The 24,853-nt window shown below is 55.4% G+C and carries 29 protein-coding genes; all 29 read right to left on the bottom strand.

Going from position 1 to position 24,853, the window contains the following annotated elements:
- Positions 1 to 501: 501 nt before the first annotated feature.
- The gene (gene rsgA, locus QME66_08810; GenBank protein MDI6809064.1) at positions 502 to 1,638 is read right to left on the bottom strand and encodes a ribosome small subunit-dependent GTPase A; all 1,137 of its coding nucleotides are present in this window, start codon (positions 1,636 to 1,638) and stop codon (positions 502 to 504) included.
- A gap of 72 nt (positions 1,639 to 1,710) precedes the next feature.
- Complete coding sequence (locus QME66_08805) at positions 1,711 to 2,652, bottom strand: glycosidase (protein MDI6809063.1); 942 nt, start codon at positions 2,650 to 2,652, stop codon at positions 1,711 to 1,713.
- Positions 2,649 to 4,937 (bottom strand): glycosyltransferase family 4 protein, encoded by a 2,289-nt coding sequence (locus tag QME66_08800; GenBank protein MDI6809062.1) that lies wholly within the window; start codon positions 4,935 to 4,937, stop codon positions 2,649 to 2,651. Before QME66_08800 ends, QME66_08805 begins: the two co-directional genes overlap by 4 nt.
- A gap of 57 nt (positions 4,938 to 4,994) precedes the next feature.
- Positions 4,995 to 6,635, bottom strand: coding sequence for a radical SAM protein (locus QME66_08795; protein MDI6809061.1), 1,641 nt, complete (start codon positions 6,633 to 6,635; stop codon positions 4,995 to 4,997).
- 295 nt (positions 6,636 to 6,930) lie between these two features.
- Entirely contained in the window at positions 6,931 to 8,085 is a 1,155-nt protein-coding gene (locus QME66_08790) for a hypothetical protein (GenBank protein MDI6809060.1), read from the bottom strand.
- Positions 8,072 to 8,758 (bottom strand): hypothetical protein, encoded by a 687-nt coding sequence (locus QME66_08785; GenBank protein MDI6809059.1) that lies wholly within the window; start codon positions 8,756 to 8,758, stop codon positions 8,072 to 8,074. The genes QME66_08790 and QME66_08785 overlap by 14 nt, the downstream gene beginning before the upstream one ends.
- Positions 8,755 to 9,594 (bottom strand): hypothetical protein, encoded by an 840-nt coding sequence (locus tag QME66_08780; GenBank protein MDI6809058.1) that lies wholly within the window; start codon positions 9,592 to 9,594, stop codon positions 8,755 to 8,757. Before QME66_08780 ends, QME66_08785 begins: the two co-directional genes overlap by 4 nt.
- A 281-nt stretch (positions 9,595 to 9,875) precedes the next feature.
- Positions 9,876 to 10,457, bottom strand: a complete 582-nt coding sequence (locus tag QME66_08775; GenBank protein ID MDI6809057.1) for a hypothetical protein — start codon at positions 10,455 to 10,457, stop codon at positions 9,876 to 9,878.
- 103 nt (positions 10,458 to 10,560) lie between these two features.
- Positions 10,561 to 11,175 (bottom strand): MutH/Sau3AI family endonuclease, encoded by a 615-nt coding sequence (locus QME66_08770; protein MDI6809056.1) that lies wholly within the window; start codon positions 11,173 to 11,175, stop codon positions 10,561 to 10,563.
- 12 nt (positions 11,176 to 11,187) lie between these two features.
- Entirely contained in the window at positions 11,188 to 12,177 is a 990-nt protein-coding gene (locus QME66_08765; GenBank protein MDI6809055.1) for a DNA methyltransferase, read from the bottom strand.
- 177 nt (positions 12,178 to 12,354) lie between these two features.
- Positions 12,355 to 13,029: an NAD-binding protein gene (locus QME66_08760; GenBank protein MDI6809054.1), complete on the bottom strand. Its 675-nt coding sequence runs from the start codon at positions 13,027 to 13,029 to the stop codon at positions 12,355 to 12,357.
- A 53-nt stretch (positions 13,030 to 13,082) separates the two neighbouring features.
- Positions 13,083 to 13,664, bottom strand: a complete 582-nt coding sequence (locus QME66_08755; protein MDI6809053.1) for a hypothetical protein — start codon at positions 13,662 to 13,664, stop codon at positions 13,083 to 13,085.
- Between the two features lie 342 nt (positions 13,665 to 14,006).
- On the bottom strand, positions 14,007 to 15,587 hold the full coding sequence (locus QME66_08750) for an AbgT family transporter (protein MDI6809052.1): 1,581 nt from the start codon (positions 15,585 to 15,587) through the stop codon (positions 14,007 to 14,009).
- Positions 15,588 to 15,784: 197 nt separating this feature from the next.
- On the bottom strand, positions 15,785 to 16,153 hold the full coding sequence (locus QME66_08745) for a FlgD immunoglobulin-like domain containing protein (GenBank protein ID MDI6809051.1): 369 nt from the start codon (positions 16,151 to 16,153) through the stop codon (positions 15,785 to 15,787).
- A 167-nt stretch (positions 16,154 to 16,320) separates the two neighbouring features.
- On the bottom strand, positions 16,321 to 16,638 hold the full coding sequence (locus QME66_08740) for a hypothetical protein (protein ID MDI6809050.1): 318 nt from the start codon (positions 16,636 to 16,638) through the stop codon (positions 16,321 to 16,323).
- Positions 16,639 to 16,775: 137 nt separating this feature from the next.
- Positions 16,776 to 17,213, bottom strand: a complete 438-nt coding sequence (locus QME66_08735; protein ID MDI6809049.1) for a hypothetical protein — start codon at positions 17,211 to 17,213, stop codon at positions 16,776 to 16,778.
- Positions 17,214 to 17,497: 284 nt separating this feature from the next.
- The gene (locus QME66_08730; GenBank protein MDI6809048.1) at positions 17,498 to 17,821 is read right to left on the bottom strand and encodes a hypothetical protein; all 324 of its coding nucleotides are present in this window, start codon (positions 17,819 to 17,821) and stop codon (positions 17,498 to 17,500) included.
- Between the two features lie 774 nt (positions 17,822 to 18,595).
- Positions 18,596 to 19,051, bottom strand: coding sequence for a recombinase (locus QME66_08725; GenBank protein ID MDI6809047.1), 456 nt, complete (start codon positions 19,049 to 19,051; stop codon positions 18,596 to 18,598).
- A 169-nt stretch (positions 19,052 to 19,220) separates the two neighbouring features.
- Positions 19,221 to 19,421 (bottom strand): DUF2283 domain-containing protein, encoded by a 201-nt coding sequence (locus QME66_08720; GenBank protein MDI6809046.1) that lies wholly within the window; start codon positions 19,419 to 19,421, stop codon positions 19,221 to 19,223.
- A gap of 452 nt (positions 19,422 to 19,873) precedes the next feature.
- Complete coding sequence (locus QME66_08715) at positions 19,874 to 20,212, bottom strand: type II toxin-antitoxin system PemK/MazF family toxin (GenBank protein MDI6809045.1); 339 nt, start codon at positions 20,210 to 20,212, stop codon at positions 19,874 to 19,876.
- Complete coding sequence (locus tag QME66_08710) at positions 20,212 to 20,454, bottom strand: ribbon-helix-helix protein, CopG family (GenBank protein ID MDI6809044.1); 243 nt, start codon at positions 20,452 to 20,454, stop codon at positions 20,212 to 20,214. The genes QME66_08715 and QME66_08710 overlap by 1 nt, the downstream gene beginning before the upstream one ends.
- Before the next feature lie 198 nt (positions 20,455 to 20,652).
- On the bottom strand, positions 20,653 to 21,030 hold the full coding sequence (locus tag QME66_08705) for a DUF1841 family protein (GenBank protein ID MDI6809043.1): 378 nt from the start codon (positions 21,028 to 21,030) through the stop codon (positions 20,653 to 20,655).
- 177 nt (positions 21,031 to 21,207) lie between these two features.
- On the bottom strand, positions 21,208 to 21,837 hold the full coding sequence (gene can, locus QME66_08700) for a carbonate dehydratase (GenBank protein MDI6809042.1): 630 nt from the start codon (positions 21,835 to 21,837) through the stop codon (positions 21,208 to 21,210).
- 296 nt (positions 21,838 to 22,133) lie between these two features.
- On the bottom strand, positions 22,134 to 22,682 hold the full coding sequence (locus QME66_08695) for a hypothetical protein (GenBank protein MDI6809041.1): 549 nt from the start codon (positions 22,680 to 22,682) through the stop codon (positions 22,134 to 22,136).
- Positions 22,683 to 22,851: 169 nt separating this feature from the next.
- Positions 22,852 to 23,115 (bottom strand): type II toxin-antitoxin system HicB family antitoxin, encoded by a 264-nt coding sequence (locus QME66_08690; protein ID MDI6809040.1) that lies wholly within the window; start codon positions 23,113 to 23,115, stop codon positions 22,852 to 22,854.
- A complete protein-coding gene (locus QME66_08685; GenBank protein ID MDI6809039.1) occupies positions 23,112 to 23,309 on the bottom strand; it encodes a type II toxin-antitoxin system HicA family toxin in 198 nt (65 codons plus the stop codon). Before QME66_08685 ends, QME66_08690 begins: the two co-directional genes overlap by 4 nt.
- A 241-nt stretch (positions 23,310 to 23,550) precedes the next feature.
- Positions 23,551 to 23,946 carry a transposase gene (locus QME66_08680; protein MDI6809038.1) on the bottom strand — a complete coding sequence of 132 codons (396 nt, stop codon included), beginning with the start codon at positions 23,944 to 23,946 and terminating at the stop codon, positions 23,551 to 23,553.
- Between the two features lie 20 nt (positions 23,947 to 23,966).
- A complete protein-coding gene (locus tag QME66_08675) occupies positions 23,967 to 24,131 on the bottom strand; it encodes a hypothetical protein (GenBank protein ID MDI6809037.1) in 165 nt (54 codons plus the stop codon).
- A 50-nt stretch (positions 24,132 to 24,181) separates the two neighbouring features.
- Positions 24,182 to 24,646 (bottom strand): transposase, encoded by a 465-nt coding sequence (locus tag QME66_08670; GenBank protein ID MDI6809036.1) that lies wholly within the window; start codon positions 24,644 to 24,646, stop codon positions 24,182 to 24,184.
- Positions 24,647 to 24,853 lie beyond the last annotated feature (207 nt).

Raw genomic sequence — 24,853 nt, 5'->3', positions numbered from 1 at the left:
GTGGTGAGGATTCGTGTTCAAACCCTTTAATACCACAACTCCCGAGGACGATGGCACTCTTTTTTCAGTAAACGCGTGCATAATTCAGGCTAGGACCAACAGTAGCCACACAATACTAATCTTGACGATATTCATGGGCCTCTCTTCCTTTTGGGTTATTGTTGATTGCATTTTCATATGCTACCTATCCTGATGAGCCCCACGCCAAAGCTCATTGGCTGGGATGGAGCGCGGCAGAACCCCGTCCAGTCAAGCGCTTTGTAGGGCAGCATATAACTGAAAGACATAACTGTTTCACTTCGTTATGATGACAAACAGATAAGGAAAATGCCTTTTCACCTGGAAACTCTCTATTTTCAAATAGGTGCGCCGCGCCGTCCCAGACCCAGGCTCACCTTCTGCCGTTCCCTCCCACTCGCCCACCAGAAAACGAATGGGTTCCCAGGGATCAGGTTTCTCCTCCTGGCCGGTCTGCAGCAACTGGCTATGTGCATTCGCGAATCACTTCTTATTGTGCTGTTTCATTGCTGATTTGATGAAGCGTCCGAACGCCTTATCCTTTTTGCGTTTTTCAACGTAAGACATCTCATGGTACTCGGATTCCTTGAGCAGCTTCAGATAACTCTGATAACGCGCTTCACTCAATTCCCCGCTCTCGACCGCCATCAAGAGCGAGCAGCCGGTTTCCGTGGTATGAGCGCAATCCGTGAAGCGGCAGCTCTTCGAGAGCTCGTGGATATCCGCGAATGTCTCGTCGATCCCGGCGGTGACAGCAATATTGCCCAGTTCTCTCATTCCGGGAGTGTCGATCAGCATGGCGCCATCATCGAGGATGGTCAACTGGCGTCGTGCTGTCGTATGTCTTCCCTTTCCATCTTTTCTGCGCACTTTGTTTGTCTTGAATAATTCACTGCCTATGAGATTGTTCAAGAGAGCAGTCTTGCCCACTCCCGAAGATCCGAGGAGGCAATACGTCTTACCTTTTTCCAGCACCTTGCGGACTTGATCCAGCCCGAAGCCGGTCTTGTTGCTGAGCGCAATGGCCGTGCAATTGATGTTCGCTTGCCTGACTTCCGACATCCTCTGCTGCACATCTGCGGGACTGGCAAGGTCGCTCTTAGTCAACAGGAACATCGGCGCAATCCGCCCTTCGTTCACCATCACCAGATAACGCTCCAGCCTCCGCAGACTGAAATCATGATCACATGATTGGACAATGAAGGCGACATCGATGTTGGACGCAATCACCTGGTAGTCGATTTTCTTTCCGGGCGTTTTCCGCCGCAAGACCGATTTCCTTGGCAATAGCTCGTGAATGATGGCAAACGTATCGGAGTTGCAATACTGGACAAATGCCCAATCTCCTACAGAGGGAAAGTCCATGCTCGATTCGGAGGAAAACGCGAGGCTGCCCGCAAGCTCAGCCAGGAGTTCATTGTTTTCATTCCTGACAAGGTAGTTGTTTCTGTTGACTGCCGTCACGCGAGCGACGCTGCAGTCGGGTTTCTGCAGCTCTTCTTGCTTCTCGCGAAACCATTGATCAAACCCGAGATCTCTCAGTTCCATGTCTCGAGATGAATCCAGCGGCACACTCGCCTCAGGCAATCTGATAATGGGATCTGGAAATACTTTCGACACCTTGGAATCCTTCATGGAATTTGACGCCGGCCGGTCACCGGCAACATCTATCTCTTGACATCAGGGGATTCGCTATCTGTGTTGTTCAAGCCACTCCAGAATAGCACGAACACTGGCGGTGGCCAGGGCGATGCTCGTATCCGCCGCGCCATAATACAGGCGGATAGTGTCGCCATCAGGAGCAATTGTGTAGCCGCAAGGAAAGACGACATTGTCCACATCCCCGCGCCGTTCGTAGGGTTCCTCCGGGCCAAAAATCCATTCGTTGCTGCGTTTGATGCAGCGGTCGGGTCTGTGCAAATCAAACAACGCCAGGCCGAGTCTGTAAATGGAGCCGGCTGCGTTTTGCCGCACCCCGTGGTAGATCACCAGCCAACCTTGCGCAGTTTCGATGGGCGGAGGCGATAGTCCAATTTTGTTCGCGTCCCACCACCCACCCAGTCGGGCTTCCAGCATCAACTTGTGATCTCCCCAGTGGCGCAAGTTGGACGAGTAGGATATCCACATGTGCGCGCCGCGCACGCTGACCGGGCGGTGGATCAAAGCCCAATTTCCGTTGATCCGACAAGGTAGGAGAGCTGCGTCTTTGTCTTCCGGCTGCATGATCAAACCATAGCGCTCGAAGGTGCGGAAATCTTCCGTGAGCGCCAGGGCCACGCCCGGGCCGTCGCGGGTGTAGGCGGTGTAAACAACGGCATACCGGCCTAACTCGGGGACGTATGTGATACGTGGGTCTTCGATCCCCCACAGCTCTTCAGGGAAGTGCTCCGGATCGGCCTTTAGGGTGGGAAGTGGGTCAATCTGCCAGTCATCTACACCATTGGCGGAGCGGGCTGCACTCAAGTGAGAATGCCCGCGCCGATCTTCCACACGGCACAGGAGCAGGGTAGACCCATCGGGCAGCAATGTGGCTCCGGGGTTAAACACACTCGTGACCGGATAGGACCAGTCGGCGGCGGTCAAGACGGGATTGAGCTTATAACGGTGAAAAAGTTCAGGATGTTGATTGCTCATCTGGCTCGGGCTTCCATGGATATGACAGCATTCTCAGCCAGTCGCAGTTCCAGCAATGCTTGGAGAAAGGCCAGCGTCGATTCCGCGCCCTGATTCTCGTTCGGGCGGTCGGGATGCAAACCGTCCCGGCAGCCGCCTGTCGTCGGATCGTAGATGGGCAGGTTCAGGTCGTTGCGCCCGAGGAACCACTCGAAGGCGCGGCGGGCTTCCTTGCTCCAGCGCTTATCGCTCGTGATCCGGTAAGCTTCGAGACAGGCAGAGACCATCGCCTGAGCGTCCACCGGCTGTTGATCGAACCGGGCACGCTCACCGCCCCGCTGATAAAATCCGTTAGAGCCGATTGGGACAAAATGCCTGCTTTCGGTATCCGCGCGCTGCAAATCGGCCAGCCAACTAAGCGATTCCAGTCCGGCATCCATCATAGCCTTATTCGGCATCCATTGGCCGCACATGAGAAGAGCATGCGGCAGCGCGGCGTTGCAGTAGGTCAGCCTGTCTTCAAACCAGCGCCATTCATCCGAACGGTGGGTTTGATATAACGTCAACAGCCGCCCGGACAATTCCTCCCGGACCTGGCTGGCCCTCCGGTCACCGGCAAATCGCTGCAGGTATTCGTGGATGCCGATGAGCGCGAAAGCCCAGGCTCGCGGGCTGGTCGCGTTGAGAATAGCGGGCAAGGCCTGCTCGAACACCCGGCCAGCCATACTTTGCAGGGCCGGCATATTTGAGCGGCCCAACACCGTACCCAGCGCCCACAATGTGCGGCCGTGGCTGTCATCGGAACCGCCAACTTCCAGCCAGTGGCGTTCGTAATCCATGAAATTACGGAAGCGACCGGTTTCAGTATTGAAGGCATACCAGATGAAAGCGAGATAGCGTGATGCCAGATCGAGAGCATGTTCGTCGCCCAGCGACTCCAGAAGCGCGCTCACCATAAGCGCGCGGGCGTTGTCGTCGGTGGTGTAGCCCTCGCGATAGTTGGGCACCGTGAAAAGGGCGTGCTGCAACATCCCGGTCTCGTCCGTCATGTGGCGCAAGTGATCGAGTTTGAGAGGAGGCAGTTCGCCCGGACGTTTGTCGAGCGGTTTGACCGTGAAGTCGGGTGGGGCAAAATGCCGGCGTTCGGCTTTGGCGCGTTCAAAAGTCTCCATGTAGCGGCGAGCTACCTGCGGCCAGATCATCTCCCGCCCCAATAGATAGGCCCGCTTGCGCATCGCATGGCGCTTGGCATCGTTGTCGAGCAGGTCAATCACCTGCGCAGCCAATGCCCCGGGATCACGGAACGGCACCAGCGCTCCACGTTCTTCGGCCAGCATCTCTTCCGCATACCAATACGGCGTCGAAATCACGGCCTTGCCTGCTCCCAGAGTGTAGGCCAATGTGCCAGAGATGATCTGTGCCGCGTTTAGATAAGGCGTGATGTAAATATCCGCCGCACTGATGAACTCGACGAGTTCTTCGATGCTGACAAACCGGTTGTAGAAAATTACCTGACCTTCTACGCCTTTCTCCTGGGCGATCCATTGAAGGGACAGCCGGTACGTTTCGCCTTCATTCCGCACTACGTGAGGGTGGGTCGCTCCGAGGATGATGTACACCACGTTTGGATGACGGGCCAAGATGGCGGGTAAGGCGGCGATGACATTTTCGATCCCTTTGTTCGCCGAGAGTAAGCCAAAGCTAAGCAAGACGATTTTGCCTTCGACTCCAAACAGGTCTTTGTGAAAGCTCGGGTCCACAAAAGGCACATCAGGGATACCGTGGGGGATCAGATCAATCTTCTCCGGCGGCACACCATAGACTTCGTGCAGGAATTCCGCGCCCCGCTTGCTCATGACCACCAACCGGTCGGACAGGGCCGCGACTTCTTCCAGCACCCGCCGCTGCTCCGGATCGGGGTCGTGCAGAATAGTGTGCAGAGTCGTGACAACGGGCATGCGCAATTCACGTAAGATGGCCAGGATGTGACTGCCTGCCCGTCCGCCGAAGATGCCATATTCGTGCTGTAAGCATACGAGGTCGACGTTGTTGATATTCAGGAAGTCGGCGGCGCGGCGATAAGAATCAACATCCTTCTCTGTGAGCTCAAACCGAACGCGGGCCGGATAGGCGTAGCCGTCCTCGATATCATTGACCGGCAGGGCAATGCAGGTTGTTTGAGGATATTGGGCGGCGATGGCCTCACACAAATCGGTAGTAAATGTGGCGATGCCGCACTGTCGCGGCAAGTAGTTACCGATGAATGCAACGCGATTGAGCGTTGAATCAGCTGAACTGTGGACCATGACGAACGTCTCTTTTCTGTTGGCCGGCTTCCTCGTCAATCATTCATTATACCTGCATTATACCAGACGGGCAGGGTTGACGTTAACCCGCTCAGCTGAAATGAGATTCGAGGTCACCTCAGACTCCTGCGTGCTTCTCTCAGCTCTGCCGTCCGGCGGTATCAGCAACTCTTGTTGCTCGGCCTTGAGATAAGCATTAGGGTCGTGATGCAGCGCCCCTTCTGGAAGCCATTCCCACAGCGGTCCCAATTCTTGTTGAATCCGCCTCACATAGAATTGCGGAATTTCGGTGGTCTCCTGTTCGAAGAAGCGCCGGAATTCCAAATCGGTGTCAAGGCGCCGGCGTATTTCAGTGTGATACTTAATCATGCCAACACCTCCCGACGAGACCCCGCGCACCAGGTTTATCAATTTCGGAATCTTGGCACCGGTTGCTCTATGGCGATTGAAGATCGCCCGCCAGGAAAATGAGTGCTCAGTCAGGTCAATTACATGATCGTAGAACTCAGGCCAGGAATAATTCTTCGGCCTGACATTCGTCGCATGATTATTGTTCAGGAAGTGGAATGGGAACGGAATCACGCGATTGTCGCGTTGATACTCGAGATTGAGTCGTGCGGCTTGTCCAAGTATAGAGAGCAGCGAATAGCCCGGAAACACGCCTGGTGACATGTCCACAAACCGTTTGGTGAGCTCAAATGGATCTGATCCATTATCCACATCAAGTCCGAGCACGAAATTGGCTTGTACGTAAGGTATATACCTCATAATCATGTTGATGTGATCGGATACCTGCCTGACTTTGTCCATCCCTTGCGTGGCGCCGGTGTTTGATTTGTTGCTCAGCTCGTACCACGACTCGATCCCAGGCAGAAGGCCCTTGAACCCGTTTCGTTTGAGCCGCTTCAGGTTTGGCTCCGCCAATAGTGACAGACTGCTCTCAGCGATAAAATCGATACTGTTGGGAGGTACGGCCTCCTCAATGGCATCCATATGTTCATTGAATCGTACCCCAAAGTTGGGATCGTGCCAGACCACCCGGGGTCGATTAAATTTCCGCAGAAGGAACCGCAGGTCTTCCTTAATTACTTCGAAGTCCATTGGCTGGTACGGTACTGCCGCATCAATGCAAAAACTGCAGGTGTAGGGACACCCCAGACTGCCTAACATCGGGACGATCTTGATGAAGCGGGCTTTCTGAAGAGTCGACGCGATGAATTTCCAGCGCTCGCGTACGCCCGGGAGTGACTCAGGCTGATGTCCGGCGTCTAAGCGAACGCCGATTGGACGGTGCTGAGAACAGTCGTGCAACACCTGACGAATAATCGTTTTGTCGGTGAAGCCGAGAACGTAATCGAAATATTTCTGTGCATCCTGGGGGTAACACCGCGCATGGGGACCTCCAAGCACTGTCACGGCTCCCTTCATGCGAAATAGGTTACTCAGCGCGTAGGCCATTTGCGCGCCTTCAGTGAACGCGCCTATGAAGACGAGGTCGACATTCTGCGGCAACTGCTCTACCAAATTCTCATAACCAGTATGACAAACAAGTTTAACGTCATGCCCATCCTCTTCGCACCAGACAGCAATAGCTTGGGGCATAATGCTTGCGAGATTCGCATTCATGAGACGTGCGTACAATGCTCTGGCAGGTCTCTTAGTGACGAGGTCGATAACGCCGATACGAAGCTTGCGCATCTGGGCAGTTTACTTCACCAAGAGATGAGACGCAAGCGGAAGGCTACTCGGGACGCGGTGTGGCAGGCGGTGAGGCGCAGCAGCGTGACAGTCTCAACGGAATGCTGGATCGTGCCGGGGTACGTGGCAGGTTGGTTCTGAGACTAGGAAGAAATGTTGCTTGACGCCAGAGTTCAGCGCCCAAGCAAGGAAGCCATATTCACCTGAGCCAAAGCTCATGTGGATGTCAGATATCGCAATCTGCAAAGGTAGTTGTGTAACGGACTGCCGTGTTGTTCCTAGAGCCTTGCCTCAGTCAGAAAGGCAAGTAAAGCTGCGTGAACCCCACGTTCTCGCGCGAAGACTCCCCGGTCCGGTTCAGAATGTAACCCAGGCGCAGATAGGCTTGCTCGTGGAGAAAGATCTGTATACTCCCTCCCACGGATCGCTCATCTTCACTGGACACGAGTCCATCGTCAAACTGATCATACTGCGCCGCCAGGGCGAGCTGCTGCGGTTTGATCGTGTAGTCCAATCGGGAAAAGTACCCTCGGGTCGTCGTCTTGCTGCCGTCCGCGAAGCGATCGCGTCCTTGGGAATATTCCAAGTTGAGACCCAGCTTCCGCCACCTGCAGGTCGCGTCCCCAGCCAGTTTCTGTTTGTAAACAAGTTGAGAGACATCGGGCATTCCGCCGGGCATCTGGACCCGGAGGCGTGTGCTGGGCATCGGCATCATGTCGTTCACATAGGGCCAGCTCTCCCCATCGAAATAGGAAATCCCAAATCGCAGTGCCGTCGAAAAGCTCGCGTTGGTAGTAAGGTGGAGGAAAAGGGGCGCAGAGTTGTTCAGGACATTTCCACGAACAGTTCCGACCATATTCCCCAACGTATCGATAACCACGGCCTGAATGAACTCAGGTCCATCGGCGACTCCCAGCTCATAGTCCACCGGCCCAAGGAAACCGGAAAGTTCCAGACCGCGGTCGGAGACAAATCCCAGATTTTTTCTGGTCAAGGGGTAGAGCATGTTGGTGGGGGAATCCTGTGCAGCATCAATGCCCCATTTGAACCGAAACCGCCCGATCTTGAAAGCAGTGCCCGGTGGGGTGACGGGGATGTTCGAAAAGATGGCATAGACAAAACCATGATCGTCCTGGATGATGTCGTCGGCGCCAGACAAACGGGATGTCGGAAGAAGCTGTTCAGCCAAGATTGAGATGTTGTCCCCGATGTTGGCTGTAATGACCAGCTCATCCACGTGAATCATGGTCCCAGGTGCGCGATTCCCCACCGCCATGTAGCGCACGTCAAAGAGACCACCTAAGTTGATGTTGCCGAAAGAACCCTTCTCCTGCTTCTCGGGTGGGGCGGCCAGCTTCGGAGATTCCAAATCCAACTGGGCGAATCCTTGCCCGCCCAACGCCAATGCAAGAATCAGGATGCATCCTCCTGCGGTCCTAGCGCGATTCACGGTCCGCCTCCTTTTGAAACCAGACTTCGTAAAGAATCCGCCCGGCCATACTGATCCAGCCCGCCGCCGACATCATTCCCGCCACAATAGAGAAGGCTTCAAACTTCGCTCCCGCGTACTTGATCATCCACCAGGACGGCACATCCAGAAGTCCGCCTGCCAGAGCTACGCAGATAACAGCCACCTTCCAGCGCTCGGAGATAGAGGAAAACAGGAAGAGTACGCACGTAAGGGCATACATGGTGCCATGGCCAAAAATGTGGGCATGCGACGTGGCCGCAAGCTTCTCGGGCTTCATATAGAAGAAGTATTCGGCAGCCGAGCCGAACACCACCCGGCTCTGCATGTAGGCCTTAAGGATGGCGAACAGGTGAACCAGTCCGTAGGCAATCAGGATCAGCGTAATGAGAGTCTTGGCGCTATCTGGCCAGTACGCGAGCCCCCGGGGCGGGTTCCAGGGCCGTTTCTTCCTAAAGATGAGGAAGGCCAAGAGACAGGCGCCGATGGCAACATAGAGCAAGAAGAGCCCCAAGGCCCACGAGGTTTGGGGGTACTGAGATCCAGCCTTGATAATCGACTGCGGAGCTTCCTCGCCCAGGTTCAATTCCTGGGCTGACGCCCAGGTCCCCGTGATCTGAAGTCCCAGCCAGAAGAGACATCCTGTCCTTTTCATTGGCCCCTGCCATTCTTGGAAAAGACCGTGTTGATGACAAGAAGAGCCTTCTTGACGGAGCCGGCAACCATGACCGAGGGCGATTCCAACTCAGGTACGGACTCAATGTCTTTGCCCACGGTCAGCGGGTCATTCGCCGATTTTCCAATGAACTGCTCCAGAAACTTTCTCTCGGCCAACCTCTTGTCCAGCTTGTTCTGGACCAGGATCACCGAAATCACATTTCCGGACAGATCGGCAGCTACCCCTACGATCAGCTTGTCTTTGCCGCCTGCGAGGGCCACAAACAAGGAAACCCCTGTACGCTTGAGGCGGTTGCCTTGCTTCTCTACAGCGAAGTAGAAAGTCGGAACAGCATCCTCTTCCGAAAGCCTGGAACCGAGCAGACCTTCCACCTGCTGGATCTGTGAGTCAGAAAGAGTACCCTCCATGGACGAGAACATCTTGGCCCCAGGAAATAGCTTCCCCAACTGCTCTAGAGGGAGCATGGATTCTTCGATACGCTGAAGCCAGTCTGTGAGGTTCGTTGGGGTAGACCGAGGATCTCCTGGGTTTGATTTCGCTCTGATCTCATCCAGATTCTTGACGCCATCGCGGTCGGAGTCTCTGTCTGCGATTGCCTTGAAAGCACCCGGCGTCGTCCCGAAACGCTGGAAGTCCTTCCCGTAGCCTGTGAGTTCCGAACCGCCGCCTCGAACGTGGCAAATCCCACAGGACACGTTGTATCCGTAGGTTCTCTCCCAAAGCCGTCGGTAAGCGGGAAGAGCCCAGGCCTGGCTACAGCAATCCCACATCAGAAGTCCGAGGCCAAAGGCCAGGAACCATCGCAGTCTCATGATGACCTCTCCGTGTCCAGTGTCGTGTCCCGGAAGTTCCTTCTATATGTCTTTACCCCGGGACACGACACTTTCATAGGGGCTATCGCCCCTCTGACGCTTCGAGATGCTCCTCTTCGTCGCATCCCTGCGCTGTCACCCCTGAGGGGGTCGGGCACGACCCTTCGTACCCCCTGGCAGTGTGCCTTATGAAACGCCCTGCATTTCGTAAAACTATTTCTGGGACGGCACACTGGTGTTCTAGCATCGGCGGTGATGGTCACCCGGTAGTCCAGTTCGGGCTACTGCGCAGGCGGCTTCCCGCTTTCCCCTTTTCCGAACACCGCGTCGGCGACAGCCAGGGCTTTGCGAACGCCTCGAGCGACGGCTTCCGAGGCTTCCTCAGCGCCGGGGACGGGCTGGTATCCTTTTCCTACCTCAAAAGAGTCACCGTGTTTCTTACCGACGAGTTTCCCCAGGAAGTCGGCTTGGGCCACTTTCTTGTTCTCCGAGTGCTGCCAGATGTCTATCTTGGCTACTTCGTTCGTTGGCGTGATTCCCACCGAGATCTCCATGCGGCCGTTTGCTCCGTACTCGTCGACGAAAAGAATGATCCCTGTCGTAGTGAGTTTCCCGCTTGCCTTGTCTTTCACCTGTGCAAAATAGAAAGTCGGGGACTTGTCCTCGACGCCCAGCTTGATGCCGTCTTTCTCCAAATGCTCGACTTGTGGGGCGCTCAGCGTCACCTGTTTGGATGTGAACTTGTTTGCCTCGGGCCAAAGGTTCTTGAGGCGTTTCCCAGGCCACGTCCGCTCATGGGCTTCAAGGCCTTGAGCGAAGAAAAGCGCCGTGGCGAGAAACAGAAAGGTCTTGCTGGCTCTCATTCCATCCTCCTTTCGACGCACCCCGGTATCCTCATCTTGCCGCGGGTTCAGCTGTCGTTCAGGCCATCGATTGAGCGAGCAGGCATCTACCGATAGTTCGTGTTCACAGGGGCCTCACACCGATGATATGTTCGACAAAGTGTGTCCGTGCGTAGAATGCTCGCGAGGTGCTGCCGTGGCCAGCTCCCTTTGTTCTTGGCTGAACGTGAACACCCATCTTGCCTGTCAATGCTTCGAACCCAAGTTTTCCAATTACGCGACGAGTCTCTTCGTAGTCTTGCCTGACAGTTTCATATATGTGCGGATCAGATAGATCAAAGAACCCGACTGAATGTACTATCGACGACGTCTCTTCGACGTTCTCGAATATTCTGGCGACGGCTACCATCTTACTTAGCTTTGCCAACAAATGGCTCTCCTCGAAAGGCGTATTCAACACGTTGTAAGGGTCGATCATCGTGATTGCCATGGTCTCCTTCACGATGAGGTCTTTGCCGCGATGCTTGAGAGGAACTACCTTCAGTTCCCATGAGCCAAAATTGGGGGATTGACCCACGTTTATGGGAAGCCCAAGGTAGTGCTCGATTACATGCCCAGCCCAACCTTTGTTTTTCTTGCCGGGAGATTTCCAAATGGTGACAGAGTACTCATTGGCGAGCGGGACCAAATCTTTGCCAATCAGCAATCGAATCTTCTTGACCGCTTCTTCTCTTTCCACAGACGAGACCGCCTAGGCGCTGGAGGAAAACGGAATCGGTTGTTGCCTTTGCCCTGATTTGAGTCGCTTAATTGCAATCGAAACATAATTGGGGTCGAGTTCACACCCAACAAATCTACGCCCCAGATTCCTTGCGGCCACAGCCGTGGTACCTGAACCCAAGAACGGATCGAAAACAAGGTCATTCTTGACTGAAGCGGCCATGATGAGCCGCTCCAGAAGTTTCAACGGCTTCTGGGTCGGATGCTTGCCGAAGATCTTCTCATCTCTTCCGGGCGGCATGATCTCGAGTAGGACTTGCACTTCTGATTCGTCCCATCTGATATCTTGCCAGACGCTCTTCATTTGTTTCTGGCCGTTGATCTCACGCATGAGGTCATAATTAAACCTGTGTTTGCTTTTCTTACTCTTGGCAGCCCAGAGGATTGTCTCAGTCGCATGGGTGAAATAACGACACGAGAGATTGGGCGGCGGATTAGGCTTGACCCATGTAATATTGTTAAGAAGTTTGAATTCTAGCTGTTGCATCGCAAAGCCGATGGAATGTATCACATGGCTCGTACCCGAAATGAATATTGAGCCATTCGGCCTCAGGGCCTTCTGGCAGGCGGATAGCCAAGTTCTATTGAAGTCATGCATCTGATCCACATTCTTGATTTTGTCCCATTCCCCTTTGTTCACACTCACCATCTTCCCAGCATGGCAAGTTATCCCATCATTACTTAGAAAGTATGGGGGATCTGCGAATATAAGATCGAAGGTGCCCTGAGGGTATTTCCGGTGGATTTGATCCAGGAAGATGAGGCTGTCTCCCCGGTACACATTAATGTCGTTTGAGTCATCGTGCCAAACACGCTTGGGTGACTGGCCTTTCCCGTAGTATTCGGGAGCTTCAAAGACGAGGAGTTCAGGCTGAAAGATCTGATAACGTGCTCCCAGTTGTTTCTTGTGCTTCTTATGAACCATCTCAGTTGACATTGTAGTCCAGATGCCCGGCGACATCAATGGATCTCTTCGCCGCGCCTACTCGGATTTGGAACCCAGGTCTGCACCGAAAGCTGCCGGCAAGATATCGACGCATCGAGTGGGTCTCACACGCAACCGCTGAACACCGGCTCCCTCAGGGGTGGGTGGAACTGCTGCATCCGGCTGTCTCGTTTGGTCACGGGACCGCGCTCACTACATCACCGTTGCGGGCTCCCAATCTGGTGGCCCGATCACAAAAAGGACGTCTCCTGCCATCAGAATGGTCTCACCACGAGGGTTGCCAAGTGTCTCTGCGTCGCGGGAGACCGCGAGCACGGTCACTCCGTGCTCCGCGCGCAGTCGGCTCCCGGCAATTGAATTACCGACCAACGGCGAGTGCTCGGTGAGTCTGAGTGTGTAAGTGGTCAGGTCGGGAATGGCGACGTGAAGGTCGGGCACGCCCGTCGACTCCTTGGCGAGCGTTCGGGCCATCCGCCGCCAGTCCTGGCGGACCTCGCCGATGAGCCGCTTAATGTCTTCGCGCGGCACCAACATGCGCGCGAGTACCCGCGAGAACAACTCGATCGACACCTCCAGCTCGTCTGCGATCACCTCGTCGGCGCCGAGAGTGACGAGAGGCTGAACCTCACGGAGATAGCGGCTGCGCACGAGGATGTACGCGCCGGGGGCAACGCGGCGCGCGAGTTCCACGATGCGTCGCGTACCCGCCGGGTCATCTATCACTACGACTATTGCGCGGGCTTTATCTGCATCAACATGCCTCAGAATGGTCTCTTGAGTTGCGTCACCGTAGTGGATGGGCTCTCCCCTGGCCGCGGCCACCGAAAGGGCAAAGATGATGACGATGTCAGTGAGCAGCGAGGACATCCGCCACCTCCCAGCGTTGCGCGTCACCAGTGGTGGAGGCGCAGGTTATGGGGCTATTCGTACAAGGCCTTAATCTTGCCCCATGTGCTCTCTCCAGCCGACACCGAGCCCTCAATGATCCGCCGGAGCAGCACGCCACCTGTCAGCACGTGAAACGTACCCACTGTTTGACAAAAACACGCCTCAAACATGCCGCCCAGAACGTTGTACGTCCCGTATTCAGCGCTTTGAATCCCAGTATCCCACGTGCGCTCCCATGCCCGGCACTCTCCAGGCCCGAGCGTCGTCCCGGCGCTGTAGAAATAAACGATGCCGGGATGGTGGAACACGTTGCCGCCAAAGCAACGGCCTTGATCCACGGCGGTACACGTGTCCGGCATGACAAATATCCCGTCCTGTGGGTCAATCCCCCAGTTGATTGAAAACACCGATGTCCCGAGGTTGTGTACAATCAAGCAGAAAGACACGATATCCCCAGGGGCGTACGTCAGCCGATCCGTGGCGAACGTGACCTCCAGATCACCCTCAGTCACAACAGCGGAGTTTGAGAACCCAGCCGGCAGTTCGCACTGGGCTACCGCATTTGAAGCCAAGAGCAGAAATAGTGGCACGTTCAGATATGATAGTCTCTTCATGGCTCGGTCTCCTTCCTAATCTCAGTCCGCACAACACCGGCATCAGCTGCGGCGCGAAGCTCCGAGAGCTGCATGCGCGCGCTGGCTGCCCTGCCCGTTACTACGCCGGAACAAGGCCTGCACTAAAAGGGTAGGCGACGGTGTACGAACAGGATCACGAGGATAGGGTTCGCTAAGGTCAGCGGCATTCTCTGCGCCTGACGAAGCAGATCAAACGCTTACCCAGATCCTCTGGTTCCCCGAAGTCGAAGCCGATGATATGGCCGCTCTCACTACGCGGGAAGGACGGAGCGCGACACTACCTGAGATTCATTCATGCTTTTCCCTACAGTGCGCCGACCGCTACATCCCCGTTTGTGACGGCAGCGTGTAATCCACGACCGCACCTGGCCCGAGCGGCAGGTCAAAAAAGACCCACGCGAATGTCATCGCCAAGCCGACCAGCAACAGCCAGAACGAATAAGGTAGCATCATCGCGGTGAGGCTGCCGAGCCCGAAATCCGTGCGCCATCGTCGGCAGAAAGTGAGCACCAGCGGGAAATACACCATCAGCGGCGTGATGATGTTGGTAGTGCTGTCACCGACACGATAGGCCACGGTCGTCATTTCCGGGCTGACGCCGAGCAACATCATCATCGGCACCAGCACCGGCGCCATCAGCGCCCATTTCGCGCTGGCCGAGCCGATGAATACATTCACGATCGCCACGAACAAAACGATCAGTGCCAGCAGCGCCGGCATCGGCAGGCCAGACTGCTTGATCGCACCCGCGCCCTGCACCGCGAAGATGAGGCCCAAGTTCGACCAATTGAACATCGCCACGAAATGCGATGCCGCAAACGCGAGCACGAGGTAATAGGAAAGATCGCTCATCGCCCCGGTCATCATCTTCACCGCGTCGCGGTGATTGTTCACAGTGCCGGCGGCCGCGCCAAAGGCCCAGCCACAGGCGATGAACAGGACGAAGAAGCAGGCCACCAGCGATTGGTAGAACGGCGTCAACCGCGCTTCAGGGGCGGCGGCCTCCTTGTCGATCAAGGGCGTGCCGGGCATGAACACGAACAGTGCCCAAAGCGCGCACACCGCGAGTGCGGCCAGGCCGGCGCGGCCGAGCCCCTTCTTCTGTTCCACCGTCAAGGGCGCGTTAGCGTCGCCAAGATTCTTCATCGCCTCGCCGTCGGGTACGCTGAAGCGCCTCAGGCGCGGCTCGATTACTCTGTCAGTGACGAACCACACGACGGGCAGAAACAGGACTAACATCGCCGCGATGAAGAACCAATTGCCGGCGATGTTGGCGTCCCAGCCCGGCGCGATCTGCTCCGCGGTCGCCTCGGTGATGCCAAACAAAAGTGCGTCAAGCTGGCCCGGCAGCAGGTTCGCAGAGAAACCGCCGGAGACGCCCGCAAACGCCGCCGCGATGCCCGCGACCGGATGGCGTCCCGCCGCCGCGAAGAGCACGCCCGCCAGCGGGATTAGTACTACATAGGCTGCATCGGCGGCCAGGTTTCCCATCATGCCCACGAACGCCACAGCCGGGGTCAACAGGAATTTCGGCGCGCCTCGCACGCATTGGCGCATGAAGGATGCAAACAGGCCTGATCGCTCTGCCACGCCCGCGCCCAGCATCACCACCAGCACGTAGCCGAGCGGATGAAAGTGGGTGAAGGTTTGCGGCATCTCCACCCAGAGCCGGCGGATGCACCGCGCACCAAGCAGGCTCACCGCTCTGATGACGACGGGCGCGCCGGTATCGTCGGTCTGCGTGGGATGTGGGGCAGAATAGCCGAAGAGTGCCGCGCCGATGCTAAACAGAATAAGAAAGCCGATCAGCCAGAAGAAGACGAACACCGGATCCGGCAATGTATTGCCGGTGCGCTCGACCCACCCGAGTATTCCTTTCTGTCCAGTCACCGCTTTAGCCATGGATGTTCCTCCCACCGCCGGCGAAACGCCGGCTCATTTATCTTGGGCACAATAGCGGCAAAGACCTCCACAGGCAAGCGGATTTCGTCGCGCGTGTGTTAGCAAAGGGAAAATGTCCCCTCGAAGGAGGGGCGTTTATGGTGTCAGCGGTCGATTAATACGCGCCACCCCGGGTCGAATCAAAACCAGCCAGAGTGTCAGCGAATCAAGCTCATCTTGGATACCAAGACAGACCCGTCTGCGGTCAATCGAACGAAATACGTGCCGGGAGCCACGGCCCTGCCCTGAGAGTTCCTTCCTGACCAATACACGGAATGCTCACCCGTTTCCTGAGTCTGATCCACGAGTTTCGCAACCAGCCTTCCGGACGCGTCGTAAATAGTGAGAGTCACGCGCATCTTATCTGGAAGATTGTAGCGCACAGTTGTTCCCGCGCCGAAGGGATTGGGCCAGTTCTGAGCTAGAAGAAGCGTTGAACGAACCGCAGCCTGCGGGTCAGGAACACCGACATTCCTCAATGGAGTTGAGGGATTACCCTCGTTGCCCGAGAAGTCGGTCGCAGTCACAAGAATCCCAGCGCATCTATGGCGGTCATAAAGGACCGCGGGACATAGCTGAGGAGCGCTACTTTGTCGACTTCAGCTCCCAACAGACGGGGAATGAATACTGTCAGGGTTACGAAATAGACGATGCTCACGAAAACGAAGTACGCTCCAGTGGCAGGTTCGGTCCTTTATGATGGTGCCCCATACTTCGCACGCTGAATTCGCGCAAAGATCTCCAGCAAGTTCCCCGACTCAAGGTCTGAGACATCAACGGCGTAGAGTTCCATGATCATAGACTCAATGTCTTGACGTTTCACTCCGAGACCAGTGAAATCGTGCAGGCTGGATTCATCTGAAATAAGGTAATCCCCAGGCTCAAGCTGAAATAGCTTCTGCATGAATTCGTCAGCGATCTCCCGGAACATGTCAACACCAGTGGTGGCAGCAAACTCGATTCTCTTCCCTTTGAATCGTCCACTCCGAATGATTCTCTCGCGTTGGTTCATTTCGATCTCTGATATCTGATGACTCTTCTCCTACCATTCCTGATAGTTATCTTGCAACAGAAAGCTCGTTTTTTCTGAGCTCTGAGTAGGCCTCCGCTGAAGCGCGATGGTCGACGGCCGTTGAGCTCGCCAGGAGCTTATTCAAGGGCGTCGACAATCTTCATCTCAAAGTTCCAGCCTTCATGGGTCGCGAGGATCGCCGAGAAATTCTCCAAACTGAGTGGAACGCCGTCAACAATTAAGACGACGTCTCCGTCGCTGCGGCAAGTAATTCGGCCACTGAGCTCGCTATGAAGCATCCGATATCCGTCAGCTGACCTTGTGATGTGGCGGGTGGCGAGCGCCCGTTGCATTTTTTGCCTCACCCGTCCAAGCGCCGCGTACGCGCTCGTCTCGCTGTAAGCCGCAAACTCGTAACCGGTTCCTCTCGTTCCTTCCTCCTGAGCTCGTACGGTCAGCCCGTGAGGGCGCTCGTGGCAAGTGATCACAAAGATTCTCATCCTACCAGAGAAATCCTCGACCTCATCTCGCACCGGAAAATCGCTGCGCCAGTCTTGGCCCTTTGTCTTCACCAATTGAGAACCTCCTCCACTATCTCTTCTCCTGAGAGAATATCCACCGAGGCCAGCCACATTCGGTCGACCGGCGAACGGAGCTGTGGATAAGCGACGCCCGGGCCCGCGAGCCTGCTCGCGGGTTTGGCCGTCCGTTTCAACCGCTGATGGCCGGCGCACCACCCGACAGAAAGCTGATGCCAATCCGCAGCCCCGATGGGGCGGCGCGCAACGCCGGCACAATCGCTGCGTGTAACCGGCGTCAGCAGATTCGCCCGTCAGCGGGCGGCACAGGTACGGGAACCTCACGACGGGTTTCGAGGTTTCTCCTCGACAGCCTCGGCGTCGACCTTCAAATGGCAGCGGGCCAACTCAACGGCTTTCGCAGCGAATATCTCGATGTCCGCCCAATCGTTCGACGAGCCAAGGTTCGTGTGCCCTTGGCCTGGAAATAGCCCCGGGAAGTGAGAACCGCCTGAGCCGGATGCTCTGTCCACCGGCACCGTCCTTCCGTACATCCGGTTCGTCTCTGCTGTCACGCACAGACACAACTTGCATTCGGGGAGTTTGAACACCTGCATGACGTAGAGATATTGGGTAGACCTGAGTGACTCAAGGTCAGTGAGCACGAAAGCCCGATAGTCACCGAAGCGAAAACGCTTTCATGTCTTGCCACCCTTCACGGCGGGCCAGTACTCACGCACTTCGTCCATTGTCTCCTCCATCTAATGATAATTAGACGGACTACTTCCACCAACTTCCTATCCTGCCGCCGATGCCATGAATCGTTCGTAACGAATCTCCAAACGTTCCGGATCAGGCCTTGCCGGGACACAAGAGGGATCTGTTGGCCACTACTCTCAAACCCGCGAATCAGCAGATCCCTGGGCAATATCTCGCCGTGTATGGCCGTCTGCTTGCGCAACCAATCGAAAGCAGCCAGCCGCACCCATTTGTCGTCGATGCGTCTCTTACCGCCGCTCTCTTGGACCGACTGACCCACCACAGCACAATCCATGAGTTTGGGTGGGTCACTTTTGCTCTGTCACAGTGGTACACTTTTACGTTGTCACAAACACTTCCCCCAGCAATTCACGCACAACACCATCTATCTTCTCACGGACAACCGGATCTTCTATACGCACAGACAGGCTTCTCATTGATCCTCGTCTCCGAACCCGGAGAGAATCCGCTCGACTTCGCGTGCAGAGAAATCGTTCCGATAGAGGTGCAGGAAGATCTGCCGACGTATGGACGGAGACTCCCCAATCGGGACTTGGCCTCGATGGATCCCTGCCTGGGCCAGGACCTTCGCCGCGCCGAGCATCCGACAGGCCATCGCGAGACGACCGCCACCCGGACGCCGGCAACGTCAATGTGGATCCGCCTCGCTGTGCGGTCCACTATTTTAGCCCCCAAATCTCTTCCGAATCAGTGATTGAAGGGTCATCGTATCGCCTTACCGTGGCAAGCCAGTCGGACATATTGCACTTGATTGTTTCCCGAACTTCTTCCAATCCCTCCTTGCCTACAAGACCTTTCTCGTGCATGAAGGCGTAGAACTTCTTCAGGCTTGCGGCAGTTCTGCGTATTGAGGCTTGGCTGGCCCACATTGCTTTTCTAATGAACCAGTAACCAAGAAAGGAATCTATCCCACCCCATCCATCCGCGGCTCTCGTCGCATCGTCGTAGAGAAGATACTCATTGATATAGAACTCTACGTTCCCGAGATGCTCCTTTATGGACTTTGCCCCGATGCCCTGCGCTGACAACCACATTCCGAACTCTTCAAGCAGTGTCGCATTCTCCTTGCGAATCGTTTCACACCTTCGTTCCCATTGCCGGTACTCGTCTGACATTTCGTATTCCCTCTGTTTTCCTGTGCTGTAATTGGGTTGCGGATAAGCGGCGGCCGGAAAGGTAGGTGGTGCCGTTTCGCAGCCGCCGAACGTGACGAACATACAAGGGTCAACTGTGCGGGCGACCACATCACCGGCCGCTGAAGCGAGGTGTTATAAGGCTTGCAGACTAACCCGTCTGAAAATAGAGAAAAGAAAGTTGATCCTTGGACGCTCTCGCCGCTATACGCAAGAACTCGACTCCAACAGCACGGCCGTCCCCGTCAAAGCCAAGCACAACCCCTGGTCGGACCTCCTCTGACTCCACTACCCCAGTCTCATCCAAACAGAAGTGAAGCGCATCGTCTTCTCTGTCTACCACGAGTCTCATGTCCTGCCTCTCAGTCTCCGATCAAAGAACGCTCCTGAAGCATCTTCTTGAAATGCTTGGTGAACTCAATGAGATAAACAATATCGCAAGACTGCCACTCCAGCAACAAGGAAACATCGCTCGCCTGCTGAGCTCTTATAACGAAAACCTCACTGGTACGGCGAAGCCTTGTCGGTGTGCAGTGCCTTGTTATGCCTCACCGGTATAGCCGCACACACCAATGCGCGGCGAGTTGGCTACCGGCAACAACATGTCCTCCCCGCACGGGTGACTCGACGCATGCGTCACGCAGCAGAAACCCCGACCGACATACCTGCACTCCACACAGAGCGACGTCGCTGGCTCGCCACACACGGCGCAGCGCCACACCGGCGGTTCGTTCCGGGCGACGATTCGCACCGCCTTGCCAAGCCTGCCTTCAATCTCGCCGGCGTGCCGCAGTTAAACATCTCTTACAGAGAAAGGACGAGCCCCAGACCCTCATCGAGTGCCTGCAGCTGGTCCGGACGCAACTTCCCCGCTCGCTCTGTGAGATATGACCTGTCCAACGTAATCAATTGGGAAACGTTGATGACCGATTCCTTGGGAAGGCCGCCTCTGCGCCGAGTCAAAACAACATTGCCAGGCGCCCGGGCCAACCGCATGTTGGAAGTGACAACGGCTACGATAACAGTCTGAATCCGACTCCTGTTGAACGCATCCGATTGCACCACCACAACAGGCCGCCTGTACCCAGGTCCCGAACCCCGGGGAGCTGGCAACGATGCCCACCAAATCTCTCCCCGTTGCACTACCACTTCTCCCGCACAACCGAAGCAACTTCCATACGCTCGAGTATTGGATCAAGCTCGGCTCTGTCGTAACCCAGGCCATATACCTGATTGAGGGCCTCCGTTACTGCCTCATCCCTCCGACTCTCCAACATATCTCTGACTGCCTGCTGGAACACCTGGCTGCGAGAAAGCCTCAGCCTCTTCGCCAGGCGATCGACGGCACGGAACAGAGGGTCTGGAATTGAAATCGCAGTCTTCATGGCTCAAGTATAACCAAGGTCATACTCGTGTCAATACATTTTTCACACCGCTAGTACTTCTGGTTCGAACAGTCCTTGGGCACGTTTAACGTGCGCCTGACCCGGGGCGGGCGCGTTTGCCCACCGTGGTACTCTCTAGTGACGAGATCGGCGGCGCAACACACCTCGGAGCGCCCGCCGTCAGACTGCATGCTCAAGTTAGCGGGTGCTTCTTAACCAACCTGCCGCTGTCAGAGCCCGAAGAGCTTGGAAATATAACTCATTCAGATCAGAGTCGGGGGACCGATCCTTCAATATGTTCCACATATGCTCTGCCAGCACAGAACCAATAGCATGGATAGCTTCGTGCCTGTCAAGCCCCTCACTCATCAGCCGCGACATGGTCTCGCAGACAACCGGCAACCCCTCGGCCAATTGATTCTCAGCAATAGCATGAAAGGACGCATGCAGAATATGATTGGGAAGCGTAACACCCGCTTTCTCGTGATGCTCTGCAATGAGCCCGACTCGCTCCTGCTCATCTAATCCCAGCCATTCCTTCGGGTCCGGCTCTTTTAGTGGATCGTAGCGCTTCATAACCTAAACCATCGCGTTAAAGTCCCGATCGCGCGGACGCTTCGCGTCGCGCCATCGGGGCGTTTAGCTGCCTAGCGCGCTTACCGCCCACCTTCTCATTCCCCCTTGCCCTTCGCACCGTCACGTCAGAGCGCAATGCAAGCATGACAAGTCAGCTACAACACCTGGTTCGCAGGTTTATCTTTTCTTTTGCAGAATATCCAATTCCTTGCATGAAGTGATGCACGCATCCAGATCTTTCAGCAAACCATCGGCAATATCGTATATCCAACCATGGATTGCGATTTCTTGTCCGCGTTTCCATGCATCTTGGATGATCGTCGTATTACCGACATTGATGACCTGTTCTACTGCATTCAGTTCGCACAATCTTCGCATTCGTTCAGATTCGTTCAAGATGGTTTCCAACTTCTCTAGATGCCGGTGGTGGATATCACGAATATGTCGCAACCAGTTGTCCACCAAACCATGTGGCAGATTCTCCATCGCGGCCTTAACACCGCCACATCCATAGTGTCCACAGACTATCACGTGTTTAATCGTGAGAATGTCAACCGCGTATTGGAGAACCGAGAGACAATTCATGTCAGTGTGAATTACCAGATTGGCGACATTCCGATGGACAAACAATTCTCCTGGGAGTAATCCAACGATCTCATTTGCGGGGACCCGACTGTCCGAGCACCCAATCCAAAGATATTCGGGTGCCTGTTGCGCGACAAGCCTGGAAAAGAATTCTGGGCTGGACGCACAGATTCCCGAGGCCCATTTCTTGTTTTTTTCAAATAGGTGTGCCAGTGCTTTCATTTTTTCTCCAGCGAACGTTGCTGGCTTCACCTGCGGCCGTCGCCTTAGCTCAATTCGCGTCCGCTTCGAGTCAGGCTCGCGGTGGCTGGCAGGTGCAGGCCGAGGTTAGATTGCCCTCCGGCTGAGCTAGAAAAGAGCGGCGATAGTGAGACGAACTGCTCTGGTTCGCAGTTCGATATCAAGATCATCCGCACCGTCAGGATCAAGTGCATCCACGCAGCTCCTCGCGATGCCGACGTCAACCATGGTGTCCACTCCCAATAACCTCAAGCTGAACCCGATTGCTCCCGAGAAGCCTAGATCCAGTCTCCTGAGAGCCCCCGTGGCATCTTGCTCGTGTGGTGGGAATGCTGCCTGCCCATCAAAGTAGGTCTGATAGACGCTCTCACCAGACAAGAGAAGACCGATTTCCGGCCCAGCACGAACGTAGACTCCCATGCGACCTGTGCGGGTGCGGGCTTGAACGAGCAGTGGACAACCAAGTACTGCAGGCTCCAGACCAACTCGGTCTCTATCTTGAGACTCGTGGGGTTCCCATTTACGTCTATCCCATAGCCCGTAATTCGCGTGAGACCGCCTCTTCGTTCGTAATATAGCCCACTTTCGAGCGCGATTCCGTCCTCTCCTGAGAGTTCCCGCTGCATGACGAATCCCAACATGGAACGGTCTCTCGGTTCGTTGGTTATAACGTCAGAGGTCGGGAGTCTGTAAATGGCTGATGCATCGCAATGACCAATGCGAAGACCGTATCTCGTAAACGCAGACCCCTCAGCGGCGAAGGGCAGCCAGAGCAAACCCGAGATGCACATGACGAGAGTCCGGTCTATCCCCATTCGGATAGCCATGCGTGTACACTCCTGGTCAATCTAACGGGGCTGCGCGTAGCGTCCGCGCCATCGTACGCTTCACCTGCGACGGGCACCGACCCCGTGAACCATCAATTAAGAAAGCAATCTCGCTCGGCGCCAGGTGCAAGCGGATGTTGGCTTGATCGTTGCACAGGAGAAAACCCAATCAGGCAGCGATTTCGACCGTCGCATAGAAGTCGATCTGACGAGCCGTTCTCCAAGGACGGATAGCTCGGTGATGCGGGCGCGGGATCCGTTGGCCGTCTTCTCGCATCCCGCGAAGATGGAGCTCAATGGCACCTTGGATACGACGAAGCGCAACATCGATAGTCCTACCGGTTGCCACGCAGCCCGGGAGATCAGGAACTGACGCTCCCCAGTCGCTGCCAGGATCCCGACTAATACGAACAAGATAACGAACCCTTCTCATGGCTTCTCCCGCTTGAGTCCCGCCTGCCGGAGCACTGAGGCCAGTGTCCCTTTCGGCATGTCGTCGCCGAGGCTGCCACCGACGGTCACGCGCCCTGGCTTCAATGAATGCTTGAACTGCCGATGACTGCCGCGGGTGACCACCAACGCCCAACCTTCACGTTCGAGCATCTGGATCACCTCGCGAACCTTCATGCCAAAAGTCTACCACATCCGCAGGAAATCAGCATCAACTCGAACATTTTACATAAGCTTTGATTCCTACCAACGAGATTGTCGAAAAACGTTATTTCAGGCGGGCTGGTTCCCCTCCGAATCGATCTGAAGTTATGAAACCATGTTGTCGGATGAAAAGGCAATCAGGCAGTTGGTGAATTTGCTATATGCCGCATTTTAACCTGTTTATTTGCGTTTGTTCCTTATTGTTTTGCTCATATTACGCAGCCTTTGCGAAAGTTGCTCCATAGTGAAGGATCTTTTCAATGTTGTGAACCAGACAGTAGAGTCTCCACTGAATATTAACCTTCCTGCGACCGCGCAGCGTGAAACGGTCAAGCTCTTTTTGAGCCCGGATGTTGCCGAAGACCGGCTCAACTATCCCCAGTCTTTTACTGTAGGTGATTCGGCCATGCACAGTGTCTATCTTCCGCTTCATTTCCTCTGTCAACCCGCCCAGACACTGTCCATAAAACATATGAACCTGCCGCGCGACAGTGCTGGGATTGCGCAGGCATTTTGCCCGTAACGGACAATTCCTGCAGGCTGTCTTCGGAGCCTGGTAGGCAATGGCTTTATGCCCACGAACTTCAAAGTTCCGATTCTTGACATACAACCCATTACCGGCCGGACAGACTAATTTTCCTGTCCGTTCATCCAGATGAAAATCCCCAACATTGAACCACCGCTTCTTGGACCGATAGCGCTGTTTATGGCTGTCCACGCTGCGACGATGCCGTCCGGCATCTGCAAAACGCGGATCGCGTTTGCGAAACTCACGATCCGGAATATAAGCGTCAACTTCCTCTTCTTGACAGGCCTCCAGATTTTCCACGCTATAGTAGCCCGTATCAGCACTTGGAGGCATTTGACGAAAGCTTCAATCCATCCAGACTGAAATGCGTCCCCCCCAGCAACCCTTCTTCTTCACATACCAACAGCACCTGCGTAAATAAATCCACAACCCGCTCTTCACCCAGCGAGGAGACAAAAGCCGCCAACGTACTGTGGTCCGGCACCTGCCCACAGCTGAGCGCCATAAACGTCACGTTTTCCCGACAGGCACGTTCCATTCGCCGGGAGTGTAGTATCCCACGCGAGTAGGCAAAAAGGACTATCTTCAGAAGAACTTTCGGATCATAGGCACTGCATCCGGTCTCTTCGTTCCGGTACTTCTCATCAAATATTGAGGTGTCAATCCGTTCTTCCATCAAATGGTGTATCGCGTATTCCAGTGTCCCGGGCACAAGCTGATTCTCCAGCGAAACCGGGATCATCATCAACTGACCATAGTCGTAAGGCTTGTATCGTGGCATGCGTTAGCCTCCTTTCGTTTACGCCCTGGAGTCTAACACATCAGCAGACACCTTCAATCCTCTTGCCCGTCCCAAAAGACTTTTTCGACAGTCTCAACGTTACGCTTCAGCCGCGGCCCATCGTGCGCCTGCGGGTCGTCGGCTGCAAGCGCCTGATACTCATTGAGGCCTCCCTACGGGATAATCCCGAGCGTATACTCGGGATTT

Source organism: Candidatus Eisenbacteria bacterium, assembly GCA_030017955.1.
Lineage (GTDB): Bacteria > Eisenbacteria > RBG-16-71-46 > JASEGR01 > JASEGR01 > JASEGR01.
The sequence above is the reverse complement of the archived record's forward strand: the minus strand, read 5'-3'. Positions and strand labels throughout refer to the sequence as shown.

Excerpts from the sequence above, each read along its gene's own strand:
- QME66_08805 (MDI6809063.1), bottom strand. The coding sequence starts at position 2,652 with ATGAGCAATCAACATCCTGAACTTTTTCACCGTTATAAGCTCAATCCC.
- QME66_08800 (MDI6809062.1), bottom strand. The coding sequence starts at position 4,937 with ATGGTCCACAGTTCAGCTGATTCAACGCTCAATCGCGTTGCATTCATC.
- QME66_08795 (MDI6809061.1), bottom strand. The coding sequence starts at position 6,635 with ATGCGCAAGCTTCGTATCGGCGTTATCGACCTCGTCACTAAGAGACCT.
- QME66_08785 (MDI6809059.1), bottom strand. The coding sequence starts at position 8,758 with ATGAAAAGGACAGGATGTCTCTTCTGGCTGGGACTTCAGATCACGGGG.
- QME66_08780 (MDI6809058.1), bottom strand. The coding sequence starts at position 9,594 with ATGAGACTGCGATGGTTCCTGGCCTTTGGCCTCGGACTTCTGATGTGG.
- QME66_08775 (MDI6809057.1), bottom strand. The coding sequence starts at position 10,457 with ATGAGAGCCAGCAAGACCTTTCTGTTTCTCGCCACGGCGCTTTTCTTC.
- QME66_08765 (MDI6809055.1), bottom strand. The coding sequence starts at position 12,177 with ATGTCGCCGGGCATCTGGACTACAATGTCAACTGAGATGGTTCATAAG.
- QME66_08760 (MDI6809054.1), bottom strand. The coding sequence starts at position 13,029 with ATGTCCTCGCTGCTCACTGACATCGTCATCATCTTTGCCCTTTCGGTG.
- QME66_08755 (MDI6809053.1), bottom strand. The coding sequence starts at position 13,664 with ATGAAGAGACTATCATATCTGAACGTGCCACTATTTCTGCTCTTGGCT.
- QME66_08750 (MDI6809052.1), bottom strand. The coding sequence starts at position 15,587 with ATGGCTAAAGCGGTGACTGGACAGAAAGGAATACTCGGGTGGGTCGAG.
- QME66_08740 (MDI6809050.1), bottom strand. The coding sequence starts at position 16,638 with ATGAACCAACGCGAGAGAATCATTCGGAGTGGACGATTCAAAGGGAAG.
- QME66_08725 (MDI6809047.1), bottom strand. The coding sequence starts at position 19,051 with ATGTCAGACGAGTACCGGCAATGGGAACGAAGGTGTGAAACGATTCGC.
- QME66_08720 (MDI6809046.1), bottom strand. The coding sequence starts at position 19,421 with ATGAGACTCGTGGTAGACAGAGAAGACGATGCGCTTCACTTCTGTTTG.
- QME66_08710 (MDI6809044.1), bottom strand. The coding sequence starts at position 20,454 with ATGAAGACTGCGATTTCAATTCCAGACCCTCTGTTCCGTGCCGTCGAT.
- QME66_08705 (MDI6809043.1), bottom strand. The coding sequence starts at position 21,030 with ATGAAGCGCTACGATCCACTAAAAGAGCCGGACCCGAAGGAATGGCTG.
- can (MDI6809042.1), bottom strand. The coding sequence starts at position 21,837 with ATGAAAGCACTGGCACACCTATTTGAAAAAAACAAGAAATGGGCCTCG.
- QME66_08695 (MDI6809041.1), bottom strand. The coding sequence starts at position 22,682 with ATGGCTATCCGAATGGGGATAGACCGGACTCTCGTCATGTGCATCTCG.
- QME66_08690 (MDI6809040.1), bottom strand. The coding sequence starts at position 23,115 with ATGAGAAGGGTTCGTTATCTTGTTCGTATTAGTCGGGATCCTGGCAGC.
- QME66_08685 (MDI6809039.1), bottom strand. The coding sequence starts at position 23,309 with ATGAAGGTTCGCGAGGTGATCCAGATGCTCGAACGTGAAGGTTGGGCG.
- QME66_08670 (MDI6809036.1), bottom strand. The coding sequence starts at position 24,646 with ATGCCACGATACAAGCCTTACGACTATGGTCAGTTGATGATGATCCCG.